Raw genomic sequence first — 15164 nt, forward strand, 5'->3', positions numbered from 1 at the left:
CTTTTACTGTAATGTTTACCGTAAAATTGCTCGTAAATTTTACCCACCTGTTCCGTGGTTAAACCGCTGCAATAAAGACTACTCACTAGCTTTTGAGCCTCTTCTTCCTGGTCTTTTAGCACCCCTAGTAACATCGGGTAAAAATGGTTGTTACGACTACGCGGGACCCGAAGTTCGAAGACCTTACCTCCATGACATACTCGACGACCACGAAAACCGTTACTCACGTCACCACGTGTCTCGTTATGAAGATCACGTTCCGATAACATTAAACTCTCTAAACCTTGTTTAACCAAGCCTTGTAAACCTAGTTCACCGTTTGTGATTTCGGAAATTATTTCCGAGATTTGTTCATGTGTAAATTCCATAATAATTCATTTTTGAAAATTGCATTACAAAAATAATCAATTCGGAATTTACACACTTTTTGAAACACTATCGCATTTCGCGCTACAGTTCCCATGAGTAGTATAGTGTCGATAGTGTCTCAAACCTCTTGTATACACTATCCTATGTTTTATCCCAAAATAAGATATTCTTCGTTATATATGTTATTCAAGTGCTTGTGATTGCAGAAACTCCAACATTAAAGATAGCAAATAAACAAACGAAATTAAATAGTAAAATAAATGAATATTTAGCTCAGGATTTATACGCAAATATATTCCAAATAAAGAACAGATAAGTTCCAAATAATACCCGTTACTTTATGCTCATTCGAAACTCAAACGTTGCTCATCCATAACGGGGATGTCTAAGCTCTGTTTAAGCTCTGAATGATCCACGAGAAAAAGGTAGTTTTTCCACTATATCTCCACCTTTTTTCTTCGAGTTCTCATTAGAACGATCAGTAAGGTAATAATTATTGTAACTGATTAAATGAATAGATTCAACTTCCTCGTGAATATTAGAAATTCATTCACTTTATTCATTCATAACGTATTAATATCCATTTTATACATACGGGATACTCATTTCCATTACAATCTCTCCCAAGTTGAGTCTATATATCCAAATGGTGCGAAAAGGGATCATCGAGTTACTGTGGAACCACACCGTACCTCCCGGTCGCTACAAAATCTGTATTCGAGTATCTAATGAAGGACGATCGTTGTGTCACGGTAATCGTGATATAAACAATTGAGCGGAAGGAATTGCGTTCCTTCCGCTCTCAAAAATCGCCATAAACTAACACACCCTAATTTGTACTTTCCACAAGTATAATTTAACGTCTTTCTCTGTACCGGACGTCTTTTATCCGAGCAAAACCGGAATATTCCACTCGTTTTGTTATCGAATTATTCGTTCCATCTACTTTATAGAACCCTAACTTTCCACCATTCACACCGCTAACACTATTATCATAAGTACCCACCATCAACTCGTACTGACGAGCCATAAATTCTTCTGTGGGTTCAGGCCACCAATAGTTATTATGATACAAATTAAACTTCAACATGGTCACTTCCTCGTTGGCACTCAATCCGATATTTGTCATTTCATAAGTTATATTAGTACCCAAATTATGCAAGTACACCTTGTTTTCCACACCATAGAACATATAAGGGAACTGTGAATGGAAGGCAAACACGGTCGCTTTATCAAAATCGGGTGCATTCAAATTTTCGTATATACTCTCTTGCACGAACCCCGCTCCGCTCATGTTAATCCCATATATAACCCGTTTCCCGGAAGTGTTTTGCAATATGGCATATACCAAACCATTCGAGTAGCTAGTCCCCTCCATATAAATTAAATCCATTCCGGTTTTAAAATCAAACAATTTTCCGACTTCCGGGTTAGGAACAGGTGTCAATATCTGGTTTACATCATTGGTTGTGGGACTCTTGAAACTCCAACCCACAAAACGTTTATTATCTATATCATAGAACAGGGCCGCAGTACTGTTTCCCGGGTAGCGAACCATACTTATACCAACATACGGGGCTACACGATATTCCGGGGACTTTCCACGAACAGAAGTATTGATTGGCATCTCAAAAGCCGCACCCGTAGCCGTTACCAAAGCATAAACATTCCCTTTATTTGAAACGGCAAAAATAGCACGTGCCGTAGGAGGACCCATGTGTGCCAATGGCATATATTCTATAATATTTTCATCCGGATCGCTTGGTGCCACGATAAAATCTGTCGTGTAAATGTTATACATATCACTCGTCTCGAAAGTATTTTGGTTAAGTTTGTAAGTACCTTCTTCCGACATTAGATAAATAACATCCCCTGTTTGAACAGGGGCCGGATAGAATCCAATCTTTGTTGCATTCTTCAAATCAGGAAGTCCCAACAAAGATAACAAATCATAAGCGGGCTCAATCCGATCTGCCGAAATCACCGAAATCATATCCATCCGCACACGCTTTTCTTCACCCTCGTTACACAATACCAACCAACCTTCATACGTAGAGGAAGTCACTTTCACATCAAAAGTTGTAGAATACTCAATAGAAGAACGCTTATCTTTTACCGCAAACCACACAACATAATTCCCTGACGGGATTGAAATTAATGTATCCAACTTCAACGATTTAGATGGATTTAAATCTACCCATGCCTCATCATACAATTGACTTCCTCCCTTTTTCTCCAACCTATAAGAAAACTCAAAATTAGGATTTCCATCCTTAATCTCTCCTTCCAATGAAGAAGTCACCTTAGGCTGGGCAACAATATGCTCTATACCGCCAAGAATTTCAAGCGTCTCGGGCAAATTCTCAATTCTAATTTCTGCCATCTCACGATAATCATAATTCCCCTTATCATCATAACATGACATCAAAAAGAATATGAACGAGAATAATATTATATTTTTCATTTTCATATTGACAATTCTTTAAACAATTATTGATAATCAGAATAATCTACCTCATAATTCGGAGCTAATTGCATATACTTTCCATCCGAATTTTTTACAGGATTCCCCGCATCAGCCTGCTCCTGCAAATAAATTCGCACGGTTCGAGCAAAGAAAGGAAGTCGTGCTGTCTGCACTTTATACCCGTACATATTAGCATATTGCCAATCCCTTGGGGTTAATCCACACACTTGATTCACTACCTGATACTTTTTGGGTGTCCATTCTCCAAAATAATCTTGTTCCGCATAATTTTTCCAGAAATTGGGTTGAGTATACATTTCATTAAACGTGAAAACATAACGAACACCACTGATTTGTTCTCCTTTTACCGTGTAAAGATTCGTGTTTTTATAGGTTTCCAGATAACATTTAAAATGTTCATTCTCTTGCAAACGAAGCACGATTTTCAACGATTTCTCCAATAGAGTCTCCGTACGTAGGAGACGAACCGGGACCACCGCATTACTGGTTCCAGCCTTAATAACCAGCGAGTCCAATTCTATCTCGAAATCTATCCCTTCAATAGCTGTTGATTCTTCCATATCAACGACAACCTTAAACGGCCGATCATAATCTACCACTTTCCCCATGGTCAAAACAGGAGCATTTAGTACATGGCTCGTGTAATAAGCATACATCCCGGCAAAAGAAAAATCGGTTGAATCACTATAATATTCCGTTGTACTACCATAAACGGTACTCGTCAATCTCTGAAAATAAATTCCCGCATCATTACTCGCAAATACTGGAATCTCTTCTTTATCACAACTCCACAAAAAGGGAAATGACATTACCGCAAATAATAAAATTTTCAATTTCATAACTCTTTCTCTTTTAACGATTTTCAATCTCTCCCGTTGGCAACGGAATTGTATATTCAAGATAATTTGCTCCATTATAATTATATCCCGCTTCATCAATCCACAAATAATCCGTGTTTAACCTCTTGTGTAAAAAAAAGGTTTGTCCTTCTCCCCAGAATTCACGAGCATACTCGTTATTCAATTTTATTCTCAAATCTCTTTCACTGTTCACAGTCAAAGAAGGTAAACCGCGTTTAGCTCGTATTTCGCTTAACCATTTATATCCATCTGCCAATTCCGGCTCACATTCCGCCGCAATGTAATACACCTCGCTCAAACGAATCAATGGCATCAACACGGCGTGAAAATATTCTAAATTCTCGTCCGGTTTATCAGGATTTTTCTCATCCTTAGGCTTATCAATCTTTTTATACTTTATAAAGATATCTCCTTGTACTCCCACACTAGTCGCTGCCCTCCAATGTGTTTGATAACGATAATCCTGACTTTCATTACCAAAAAGACTACTCAAGACGAAATTGGCTTTAGGTTGCAAGAAATTGTTTCCGGCAGTTTCGTCATCAAAATAATACGTGTAAATATCAGCCCGAGCTTTATCATAGAATCCCATCAAGACCTCAGTAGAGAAAACCCGATCCGGAGTTCTCTGGTTAGCCAACAATTTATTCGGATCCACCGCAGGAAAATGTTTCGCCACATTCTCATCTGTCAACAACTGGCGAGCAGCCTTTAATGCATTCACTTTATCCCCAGCATATAAATATGCCCGAGCCTTTAATGCCAAAACAGCATAATAATTAAAACGCAATTGACGATAACGCAAATATACCTCCTGATCATCTTCTAAAGAAGCCATAGCTCCTTGTTCTATCACGGGATCATTTCCTTCAAGTAGTTGTTCCGCAGCATGAACATCCCGCAACACTCGTCCCATGACCGTATCGGCTGATAATATTGGCAACGCCGAGACTTTATCCGATTCATTGTATGGAATTGCTTCTGCTGATGGGTCTTTCACATACACAGGTCCAAACAAACGTAGCATATCCAAATGCAAGAAAGCACGCAAGGCCAAAGCTTCCCCTGTTAGTACTTTTTTCTCCTGTTCGTTTAACACACCGGTGCTAATCTTCAAGTTTTTAAGCAATACATTACAATTTAAGATTGTGGAATAAGCCGACGACCAAATATTCGATAAATTAGCCTCAACAGTCTCATCCGTGTAATCCGGCTTCACCAAAGCTGTATAATATTTATTCACGGATAACGGCGTATAACGAAAAGCGAGAATATCTATCATCTCGTAAGTAAGATTCTTGCCATAAAGCGATGAAGAGGCTAATTTATTATAAATCCCGTTCACGGCTGTGTAGAAACCACCACGTGTGGCAAAAAGTTGCTCCTCTGATTGTTTATCCTTGGGCTGCACGTCTAAAAAGTCAGAACACCCGCTCCCTAGAAACAACAATAGGCTCAAATATATGATAATATGTAATTTCATACCACTTGTTTTTTAAAAATTAAACGATAATCCCGCTTCTAAACTCCGAGCAAAAGGATAGGAAATACCTCTCTCCGATTTAATAGAAGATGCTCTAAATACATCACGCATAGAAACCTGCACTTTCAGATTACTCAAACCTAACTTCTGAATCCAACCATCATAAAACTCGTAACCAAGATAGACAGACTCCAACGTCAACACGTTCTCTTCTTGTACAAATCGAGAAGACATCGGGGTGGATGCCGCATTAGCAATATCCTTAAAACGTACAAGATCACCCGGTTTTTTCCAACGCTCGTAAAGCGCTCGTTTATCTTGATTTTTATTCAACCCTTTGGTAGAGATATTCTCTACTTTATTGAATAAAGCTTCATTAAACACATCTGCACCCAATTGATAACGGAAATTCAAACTAAATGACAACCCTTTCCAGTTCAAAGAAGTCCCCAAAACTCCTTCTATTTTCGGACGAGTATTACCACAAATCACTTCATTATCATACGAAAAATCATACGTGTAATTCCCATTTTTATCGTAGTATAACTCTTTACCGTTAGCCGGATCTATTCCCTCCGATTTTACAGCCCAAATATCATCCGGATCTGCCCCGTCATAATATCGAACCGTGTTAGCACCCTTGCCACTCGCATTCAACAACGACAATTTGTCCCCAATCTTATCAATTCGATTTTTCTGCGTACGCAAGTTAGCACGTACCATCCATGAAAAACGTTTATCAAACTTCTGAATGATATAATAAGAAGCTGTAGCCGTCACTCCTTGCGAGATCTGTTCTCCGGCATTTGTCATATAGGTTGGTGTTCCAGAAGATAGCGGCATCCCTATTCGTATCAAAAGTGGGTCCGTCACTTTATGAAAATAATCAACTGTAATATTTAAACGCTTATTCAACAAAGTAATGTCAATACCAATATTTTTATCTAACGTCGTTTGCCACTTCAAATCAGAATTACCAACTTGATCCAAAACAGCTCCTAAACCGAAATAATTCATTGAACCATATTGAAAAGCATAAGTCAACAACGTTTGGGCCGAGTCGTAATTTTGATTTCCAGGATTACCAATAGAAACTCTCAATTTCAACAAATTAATCCAACTAAAGTTATTTTGGACAAATTTTTCCTTGTGCAAATTCCATCCTAAACCGACAGACCAGGTTGTGTTGTATTTTTTAGATGATCCAAACACGGAAGATCCGCTACCACGCAAACTAAAATCCATCAAATAACGATCGTCAAACGAATACCCCACGTTAAAATAACCATTCAAAGAGCGAGAGACACTCTCGTAAAACGTGGGAATTCCGTTTTCCGGATACCCGTTCGAAAAAGAAGGATAAGTAAAATCTCCATTGGGAAAACCTTGTGCCGAATATCCTTGCACCAAGGACTTACTCGCATTGAAATTTCCCCCGGCAACCAAATTGATCCGATGTACTCCTAATATTTTAGCCCATGTTACACTAAGTTCCCCTTCTGTTTGATTCAACCGGGTATTAGTTGAAGTATATTCACCTTTCTTCAATGCTTCCGTATCTTCGAAACGCGTATCCTCTGGTGAATAAAATACCTCCGCATCATTATTCCCGTAGGTTATACCCAGACGGGCACGTATACGCCATTCTTGTGTGGGAAAATATTCTGCCACGAAATAATTGCTTAATGAAACGTTCTTCCCTTCATTGCGACTATTCAGGTTGTCATTCCACAACGGGTTAAACGCTTCGAAATAATCATTTTTCTCCAACCATTTCTCGACAATCCCGTCTTTATTCCGTTTCTTGAAATAAGGATTTGCTTCCGCATAAGCTTGAAAAGGTACGACAGGATTCTCTATATCTGTCACGTTAATCGAAAACTTGTTAGAGAATTGAAACTTTTCCATTCGATAGATCAAATCGATATTGCCACTGATGATTTCACGCAAAGACTCTTTCATCACCCCTGAAATTCCGTTATACCCTACACCCAAACCAAAAAGGAAACGCCCTTCACCACCTTGCACGTATAAAGAGTGTTTTTGATTTATCCCCGTACGTAATGGTTCTGCCAACCAATACGTGTTTACCCCACTCTCCACAGCTTCCAATTTCCCGTTATACAATTCATTCAATTCAATCTCTTTTTCTGCACTCCAATTTGCAGGAGAATATCCTCCCGCCAATCTCTCGAATTCCAATTTTTCTCTCGCATTCATCAAATTATAACTACTCAAATCCGGTATAGAAAGATTGAGATTCCCGTTATAACTCACCTGAAGTTCTCCCGATTTAGGTTTCACTGTTTCTACCACCACAACCCCGTTAGCAGCTTTCGACCCATAGATAGCGGTTGAAGCCGCATCCTTTAATATCGTAATAGACTCTATACGATTAATATCCAAATCATTAATTACAGCTAATGACGATTCGAACCCGTCTAAAATAAACAAGGGTTGATTAGGGTCAGCATCCAACTCATCACGCAGACCTAACACACTTGATTTCCCTCGAATCTCCATGTTCGGTAAACGATTAGGATCTGAACCGAATTGATTATCTTCCAAGATCGCAAAAGCCGGATCAAGCGTTTTCAAACTCTGCAAAATATTTTGGGAACCCATCGTTTTCAACTCTGCAGCAGTATATGTAGAAGCCGATCCTGTAAAACTTTCCTTTTTACGAGTAAAGATACCGGTGACCACAACATCTTCTAACGCCACTTTCTCTTCTTGCATCGTAATTTTTAACTCTTGATGATATTCACCAACTTTAAACTTAGGAACTGCGACATGTTGAGTTTCCATTCCGATAAAAGAAAATATTAAAACCACTGAATCCTTGGGAAGTACTAACGAAAATTCGCCATTAGCATCCGTGGCCACTCCTATCGTCGTCCCCTTAATCAAGATAGCAACTCCCGGTAAAACTTCCCCACTTTGATCTATCACTTTCCCCGTAATTTTAAATTCCTGCTTCTTATCCGGAGATTTACTTTGCACTTTTATCAAAATGATTCCTCCCTCAAGCAAATCCCATGAAAATCCTCTATCCAAAAGCAACTTATCCAACACCTTATCTACAGGTTCATCCTTCACGTTCACACTCATTTTTCCCAGATCCCTACATTGTTCTTCATTATACACGAAATCATATTTCGTTTGACGTTTGATTTCCCGAAACACTTGTTCTGCAGATACATCCTTCAAGTTCAAGGAGACCTTTTCTTGTGCCGATACCTCAATGGCAACCACTTGTAATACACAGACAAGGATTAATACGATACTCCATCTCATAACCCTCAAAATTTTTCTATTCCGATATTTCGGAAAAAGAAGTAAATACCACTTTTTTTTCATAACTTTGAATTACTTTAATTTATAAATTCTCTTCTATTGGCAATTCCCGTTGCATATGAAGAGTGTAAAAGCGGAAGGTGTTCCCTCACCTTCCGTTTATTTATTTCATATATAATATCAATTCTCGACCTTCCAATCTGTAATTTACATTCACTGACGAAGTTAACGCTTTCAATATAATAGAAAAATTCGCATGCCGTTTGATATCTCCAGTAAAATGAAGATTTCTTATAGATTCATCTTGAAATTCAACACTTACATCATACCAACGAGCCATGATATCCATTATTTTCTCCAAACTTTGATTCTTGAATAAAAAATGTCCCTCTTTCCAAGTCACGTAAGGCAAAATATCTACTTCTTTTACTTCCATCGTTTTATTTTTTCGATCATAACGAGCCAATTCATTCGGCTTAACTTCCCACTCTTGAGTATCACCCTCCATCTGGAGCCCAACACGCCCTTTCACAAGAACTGTTTCTATATAATCTTTGTCATAAGTATTGACATTAAAAGAAGTTCCCAACACCTTTACTCGCACTTGTTCTGCATTCACAACAAATGGTCTTTGCGGATCCGTCACCACTTCAAAAAAAGCCTCTCCTCTTAACTCTACTTCACGAGAAGTTGCACAAAAACTTACCGGATAACGAAGTTCACTATCAGAATTTAAATACACAATAGTTCCGTCTGAAAGTTTCAAACGATATTCTCCCCCTCTCGGAATCTTTAATACATGATAATACCCCGATGCTAATTCCTTTATCGAATCACCATACTCCAATTGATTATTTGAAGCAATAACTCCTTGTTCAATAGACATTCGAACAGAATCTGAAAGTTCTATCTCTTCCCCATTTTCCGTAAGTAGTGTTGCCTTATGACTTCCCGGTAATATTGTTTGAATTGCAACAGGAACAACTTCCTGTTCCCCCTCCTTAATAAATAAAGAAACACAAATTACCAATAACAAAACAGCTGCCGCCCCCCAACAGGAAAATCTTATAAATCTTTTCTTCTTCCGAAGAATACTGTTTTCACGAATGCGTCCCCATAAAACGGAATTTTTTTCTTCACTTTTAATAAAAACTCCCAACTCTTCGTCTATATATTCATCATCCTGTAGACGCATAAAAAGAGTTTCATGCATTGGAGAATCGGATCGCCATTGATTTAGTTCTTGGCGCTCAAAATCAGATAACTCTCCTCGTATACTCCTGTATAAAAGTTCTGCAATATGATGTTCCAAATGAAAGTTCATGCCTTATTTTTACAACTAAAACACTTGAATCATCATTTGGTGTATAGTCAAATACAAAAAAAATATCACTTTTTCGAGATAATCTTATAAATAATTGCAATTCAAGAACAAAAGGAAAAGGTTAAAATCTTTAATTCGGTTACGCATATAATGATTAGCGTTATTCTTGTATTTTTTCACCGTATTAATAGATATATGAAGTTGTTTAGCTATTTCTTCGTGTTTTTTCCCCTCCAAACTGAGCTGGTATACTTCTTTACAAGCAGGAGGTAATTCATCAAAAATACGATGTAACATTTCGAACAGCTCTGCTTTAATTACATTTTCAAGAAAACTTTCCGAAGGTTCTTCCACAAATCCTTCTACATATTTCTGCCTAATTTTTTCATGACGAAGATTATTCAAACAACGATTTTTAACACCTGTATATAGAAAGCTTTTTATCGCAAGTTCATTACGAAACTTCTTCCTATTTTCCCAAAGAGACACGAAAGTATCTTGAAGAATATCCTCAATTACCCGCTCTTCAGGTAAGAATTTATTTCCAAAATAACGTAAAGTAGAAACATACTTTTCGTAGATTTCTTTAAAGGCAGACTCTTTCCCGTCAATAAAATCCTGGATTATATTTTCTTTTGCTTGAAACATTATTCTTTGGTACTTTTCAACGTTTTAAATATAGATATAAAATTTTATAACCATCAAAAAAGAGTACAATTTTGTTTTTCATATTCTTCTAGATTCCTATTTTTAGAAGAATTTTTATGATCCATATATTACCATGGTATGAAATTTGTTTTATCCGATCAAAAACAACACACATCTTTTATCGTGGGAATTATAGATTGAAATTTGTAGAATAATCTTGCAAACATGAATATCGAAGAATTCAGAGAATATTGCTTGTCATTGAAAGGGGTACACGAGAAGATGCCCTTCCCGAATGTTCCCGATAAATACAGCCAGGACGTTCTATGTTTTTACGTGGCAAGCAAATGGTTCTGCTTTGTAAATATCGAAGTATTTGATTTTTGCTGTATCAAATGCAATCCAGATGAAATGGAAGAATTACGAGCCACGTACACGGGCATAAAACCCGGATGGCACATGAATAAAAAACACTGGATCAGCGTTTATTTTAACCAAGACATACCAGACAAGGAAATCAAAGAACTAGTCAAAAAATCCTACGACATTGTAGTCAGAAGCCTGACAAAGAAAGAACGGGAGGCATTAGCAAATTCTGAGGAATAAAATCTTTCTATTCCTCCCCTTCTTCTCTACCGCAAATAGCAAAATCTGTAATTTTGGTATGCATCTCTGTAATTTATATACAAATGAAATGACAGAGGTAATGTAATTTTGTAGCATAAAATTATGAACACAACACACTAGAATAATCATTATAAAAAATCATATTATGGCAAAAAGAATTTTAATCCTTTCTTCCAGTCCTCGAAAAGGCGGAAACTCCGACACCTTGTGCGATGAATTTCTGCGGGGAGCTAAAGAAGCGGGAAATGACGTTGAAAAGATTTTCTTACGAGATAAAAAGATTAATTACTGCACGGGATGCAGCACGTGTAGCCTGCACCATAAACCTTGCCCGCAAAAGGATGATGCCGCGGAGATCATTGACAAGATGGTGGCTGCAGATGTTATCGTCATGGCAACACCCGTCTATTTCTACACGATGAGTGCCCAGATGAAAACCTTGATTGACCGGTGCTGTGGTCTCTACACGGAAATGAACGACAAAGAGTTCTATTTTATCGTTACGGCGGCAGAAAATGATAAAGAAAAAATGACGCGCACCGTGGACACGTTCCAGGGATTTCTTGATTGCCTGGAGAATCCTACCATCAAAGGGGTGGTCTTCGGACTAGGCGTATGGCACGTCGGAGAAATCAAAGGGAACCCGGCCATGCAGGAAGCATACGAAACAGGAAAACGAGTATAAATTTATAAAACTATGTATCTAGAAAACATTAACTCCCCGGAAGACGTGAAACGTCTTTCCATCGAAAATTTAAATATACTGGCGGATGAGATTCGCCACGCTTTACTAACCAAACTAAGCGCTCATGGCGGACATATCGGTCCTAACCTGGGAATGGTTGAGGCCACGATAGCCCTACACTACGTGTTCAACTCGCCAGTGGACAAAATCGTGTATGACGTATCGCATCAAAGTTATGCCCACAAGATGTTAACCGGACGTAAGGATGCCTTTCTTCACGCGGAAGAGTACGACGAGGTAACCGGTTATACCAACCCACGGGAAAGCAAGCACGATTTCTTCACGATCGGTCACACGTCAACTTCCGTGAGTCTTGCCTGCGGGTTAGCCAAAGCCAGAGACCTGAAGGGAGATCGTGAAAATATTATCGCCGTGATCGGTGACGGTTCTCTAAGTGGTGGAGAGGCCTATGAAGGATTAAGTAATGCGGGAGAAACAGGTACCAATTTAATCGTGGTGGTCAACGACAATGAAATGTCTATTGCCGAAAATCATGGTGGTTTGTACCAGAACTTGAAAGCCTTGAGAGACTCTGACGGGCAAGCGCCTTGCAATTTTTTCAAGTCTCTCGGGCTTGATTACATCTACGTGAAAGACGGTAACGATATTACCGCTTTGATACACGCCTTCACACGGGTAAAAGACGTTTCTCGTCCCGTGGTCGTGCATATCCACACGCTAAAAGGGAAGGGATACACTCCCGCAGAAACCTACAAAGAAAGATACCACTGGGGTATGCCGTTCAACCTAGAGACCGGGCAACCGTTATCTGACGGGGGAAACACGGAAGATTATTGTAATCTGACAGGAAAATTCCTACTGGAACAAATGCAAAAAGACCCTACCGTGGTGGCCATTTCCTCGGGAACACCCGCGGTTATCGGTTTTAATCCCGAACGCAGGCAACAAGCCGGAAAACAATTCGTTGATGTGGGGATCGCCGAGGAACATGCCGTGGCTATCGCATCCGGAATCGCTGCTAATGGCGGAAGACCCGTGTACGGTGTTTACAGCACGTTTATCCAGCGGTGCTATGACCAATTGTCGCAAGATCTGTGTATCAACCGGAACCCGGCAGTCATTTCGGTGTTCCTTGGCGGCTCTGCCGGGATGAATGATGAAACACACCTCGGATTCTTTGATATTCCACTTATCTGCAATATACCGAATATCGTGTATCTGGCCCCGACTTGCAAAGAGGAATATTTCGCCATGCTGGAATGGGGTATCAAACAAACAACGCACCCTGTTGCCATTCGTGTTCCGGGACCGGTTGTCATCGAAAGCGGTGAAACCTTTGACTCGGATTACAGCGAATTAAACCGCTATAAAATTACCTGTCAAGGGGAACGGGTGGCCATCATCGCACTTGGAAATTTCTACCCGCTGGGAGAGTCCGTGCGTCGAAAGTTGCAAGAGGCAATCGGAGTCCAAGCCACACTGATAAATCCTCGTTATATCACGGGACTTGACAAACAGATGCTGGAAGATTTAAAGGCTAATCACCAGCTGGTGATCACGCTGGAAGACGGTGTACTGGATGGAGGTTTCGGGGAAAAGATTGCCCGCTATTACGGGGATTCCGAGATGAAGGTCAAGAACTACGGTCTGAAGAAAGAATTTGCCGATCGCTTTGTTCTGGAAGAACTATTAAAAGAAAATCATCTGACAGACACGCAGATCACGAATGAGATTCGGGAAATCATAGATAAAAAACAAAACTAAATCTATACTACCCCCTCCAACTCCCCCTTACACAGGGAGAGAGCTGATTACCAAGCGATTTCTTCCCCTGCGCAAAGAGGAGTTAGTGGGGGGGTAGTTATTTAAACAGCTAAATCACCCCGAAATGCCGTAAAGCCTTTTCAATTCCATCCTCATCCACGGAATCGGTAACATAATCCGCAGCCAGCTTTACTTCATCTTCCGCATTTCCCATAGCCACCCCGATCCCGACATGTTTCAACATGAGGACATCATTCCCTCCATCCCCGAAAGCCATCGATTCCTCCAACGATATTCCAAAATAATCCAACATTTTATCTACCCCCACTTGCTTACTACTTCCTTTCGGAATAACATCCGAAAACAATGGATTCCACCGGGTTGCCTCACAATGAGGCATGGCAGCCATAATCGCTTTCTCCTGTTCTTTCGTGAAAAATGCCACCAACTGGAAAACCTCTCCTTCGACAGCCTCCCGTAAAGGCAGACTAGGCGGTTGCGGGAAGTTCAGTAAACGAAAAATCTCGTTCGTCCGTTCGTTCGTGTAATTGATATAAAATGTATTTTCATGCACAAAAATACAGGGAAAACTCTCTTGTTCTTCCATGTATCGCACTAAAGAAACCATATCTTCCGACGGCATACTATGTTTATAAATCACTTTCTCCCCCACGATACAATACCCCCCGTTTAAAGTAACATAACCATCAAATTGCAAGTCTTCTAAATTATTAATAGCCAGCAATTGCCTCCCACTCGCAATGAATACCCGAATACCTTTGGCACGCAAAATAGCAATTGCTCTCTTCGTAGAATCCGGAACCCGATGTGTCTTAAAGCTAACCAACGTCCCGTCAATATCAAAAAATACAGATTTTATCATATCATCCTAATTTCAACGCAAAAATACAGATTTACACAACAACTCTCATTGACCTAAATCAAAATTTACAGGAAGAAGAAAACAGTCGGGAATGATATGGTATCGAAAAGAAGGCAGTATTTCTGTTTTGGTGTGATGATCTCTGCCGGAAGCCGACTGTTTTCTAAAGTTCTAATTTGTCTTCTTGACAAAGTTAAATCATTTATTCCAATATTGCAATAATTTGAATCTTTTTTTCAACTAAATTATCACGGCACAGCAACATCATGACAAATTCATCATACATACAACAATAGACTACTCCTTTTATTTCTTCTCTTCCTCCGGGGTCACGTTATCTAACCTAAATTCCAACGCCTTCACCGAAATCAATATCTCTTTCACGGAAATTCCCAATGAAATCACCAACAGCAACAAAGCCACACCGAACGTGTAAACGGCCAAGGTTTGCAGACCGACATAGATAAAAAAGGTACAAACCACGCAAAGCAATAAACTGATCACTCCGTAAATTTGCATCGACCGAGCCATGTAAAGCCGCTTCCGTAAATTATCCAGTTGCAATTTGGTCATCGCACTCGGCCGATTCTCATGTTCACCCTTCAAATTCCGGATCACTTGGGCATACGCCAAAAAACGATTCGTATAAGCCAGCATGATCAACGATATAGCCGAGAATAAAATAGAAGGTGTTGTCAATGTAAGCTCTTCCATA

General features: G+C 39.5%; 12 protein-coding genes. 3 read left to right on the plus strand and 9 right to left on the minus strand.

All coding sequences use genetic code 11. The features are described 5' to 3' along the window. The 7 genes from AB5542_RS01400 to AB5542_RS01430 all read right to left on the minus strand — a co-directional run. A partial coding sequence (locus AB5542_RS01400; RefSeq protein WP_368242966.1) for a transposase occupies nucleotides 1–368 on the minus strand: 368 nt, incomplete at its 3' end. A gap of 857 nt (nucleotides 369–1225) precedes the next feature. Then, nucleotides 1226–2839 (minus strand): PKD-like family lipoprotein, encoded by a 1614-nt coding sequence (locus AB5542_RS01405; RefSeq protein WP_279040442.1) that lies wholly within the window; start codon nucleotides 2837–2839, stop codon nucleotides 1226–1228. A gap of 20 nt (nucleotides 2840–2859) precedes the next feature. Then, nucleotides 2860–3696, minus strand: coding sequence for a DUF4843 domain-containing protein (locus tag AB5542_RS01410; protein WP_270544175.1), 837 nt, complete (start codon nucleotides 3694–3696; stop codon nucleotides 2860–2862). A 13-nt stretch (nucleotides 3697–3709) separates the two neighbouring features. Further along, complete coding sequence (locus AB5542_RS01415; protein WP_270544174.1) at nucleotides 3710–5200, minus strand: RagB/SusD family nutrient uptake outer membrane protein; 1491 nt, start codon at nucleotides 5198–5200, stop codon at nucleotides 3710–3712. Between the two features lie 12 nt (nucleotides 5201–5212). Next, nucleotides 5213–8497, minus strand: a complete 3285-nt coding sequence (locus AB5542_RS01420; RefSeq protein WP_279040445.1) for a SusC/RagA family TonB-linked outer membrane protein — start codon at nucleotides 8495–8497, stop codon at nucleotides 5213–5215. A 163-nt stretch (nucleotides 8498–8660) separates the two neighbouring features. After that, complete coding sequence (locus AB5542_RS01425) at nucleotides 8661–9821, minus strand: FecR family protein (RefSeq protein ID WP_279040446.1); 1161 nt, start codon at nucleotides 9819–9821, stop codon at nucleotides 8661–8663. A gap of 84 nt (nucleotides 9822–9905) precedes the next feature. Then, complete coding sequence (locus AB5542_RS01430) at nucleotides 9906–10469, minus strand: RNA polymerase sigma-70 factor (RefSeq protein WP_279040447.1); 564 nt, start codon at nucleotides 10467–10469, stop codon at nucleotides 9906–9908. A gap of 225 nt (nucleotides 10470–10694) precedes the next feature. Here AB5542_RS01430 and AB5542_RS01435 point away from each other — a divergent pair, with 225 nt between their 5' ends. The 3 genes from AB5542_RS01435 (at nucleotide 10695) to AB5542_RS01445 (ending at nucleotide 13566) form a co-directional block, all read left to right on the plus strand. Further along, nucleotides 10695–11075 carry an MmcQ/YjbR family DNA-binding protein gene (locus AB5542_RS01435; RefSeq protein WP_279040448.1) on the plus strand — a complete coding sequence of 127 codons (381 nt, stop codon included), beginning with the start codon at nucleotides 10695–10697 and terminating at the stop codon, nucleotides 11073–11075. A gap of 166 nt (nucleotides 11076–11241) precedes the next feature. Continuing rightward, complete coding sequence (locus AB5542_RS01440) at nucleotides 11242–11781, plus strand: flavodoxin family protein (protein WP_279040450.1); 540 nt, start codon at nucleotides 11242–11244, stop codon at nucleotides 11779–11781. A 12-nt stretch (nucleotides 11782–11793) separates the two neighbouring features. Further along, on the plus strand, nucleotides 11794–13566 hold the full coding sequence (locus AB5542_RS01445) for a 1-deoxy-D-xylulose-5-phosphate synthase (protein WP_279040451.1): 1773 nt from the start codon (nucleotides 11794–11796) through the stop codon (nucleotides 13564–13566). Between the two features lie 109 nt (nucleotides 13567–13675). Here the strand turns inward: AB5542_RS01445 and AB5542_RS01450 are convergent, their stop codons facing one another. Both AB5542_RS01450 and AB5542_RS01455 read right to left on the minus strand, forming a co-directional pair. After that, nucleotides 13676–14449 carry a Cof-type HAD-IIB family hydrolase gene (locus AB5542_RS01450; RefSeq protein ID WP_279040454.1) on the minus strand — a complete coding sequence of 258 codons (774 nt, stop codon included), beginning with the start codon at nucleotides 14447–14449 and terminating at the stop codon, nucleotides 13676–13678. A gap of 306 nt (nucleotides 14450–14755) precedes the next feature. After that, entirely contained in the window at nucleotides 14756–15163 is a 408-nt protein-coding gene (locus AB5542_RS01455; RefSeq protein ID WP_279040456.1) for a DUF2721 domain-containing protein, read from the minus strand. Nucleotide 15164 lies beyond the last annotated feature (1 nt).

The organism is Butyricimonas sp. RTP31003st1_G1_RTP31003_210430 (assembly GCF_040920905.1).
Classification (GTDB): Bacteria; Bacteroidota; Bacteroidia; order Bacteroidales; family Marinifilaceae; genus Butyricimonas; species Butyricimonas paravirosa.

Coding starts and splice junctions, on each gene's coding strand:
- AB5542_RS01430 (WP_279040447.1), bottom strand. CDS start 10,469: ATGTTTCAAGCAAAAGAAAATATAATCCAGGATTTTATTGACGGGAAA.
- AB5542_RS01450 (WP_279040454.1), bottom strand. CDS start 14,449: ATGATAAAATCTGTATTTTTTGATATTGACGGGACGTTGGTTAGCTTT.
- AB5542_RS01440 (WP_279040450.1), top strand. CDS start 11,242: ATGGCAAAAAGAATTTTAATCCTTTCTTCCAGTCCTCGAAAAGGCGGA.
- AB5542_RS01455 (WP_279040456.1), bottom strand. CDS start 15,163: ATGGAAGAGCTTACATTGACAACACCTTCTATTTTATTCTCGGCTATA.
- AB5542_RS01420 (WP_279040445.1), bottom strand. CDS start 8,497: ATGAGATGGAGTATCGTATTAATCCTTGTCTGTGTATTACAAGTGGTT.
- AB5542_RS01435 (WP_279040448.1), top strand. CDS start 10,695: ATGAATATCGAAGAATTCAGAGAATATTGCTTGTCATTGAAAGGGGTA.
- AB5542_RS01415 (WP_270544174.1), bottom strand. CDS start 5,200: ATGAAATTACATATTATCATATATTTGAGCCTATTGTTGTTTCTAGGG.
- AB5542_RS01425 (WP_279040446.1), bottom strand. CDS start 9,821: ATGAACTTTCATTTGGAACATCATATTGCAGAACTTTTATACAGGAGT.
- AB5542_RS01405 (WP_279040442.1), bottom strand. CDS start 2,839: ATGAAAATGAAAAATATAATATTATTCTCGTTCATATTCTTTTTGATG.
- AB5542_RS01410 (WP_270544175.1), bottom strand. CDS start 3,696: ATGAAATTGAAAATTTTATTATTTGCGGTAATGTCATTTCCCTTTTTG.
- AB5542_RS01445 (WP_279040451.1), top strand. CDS start 11,794: ATGTATCTAGAAAACATTAACTCCCCGGAAGACGTGAAACGTCTTTCC.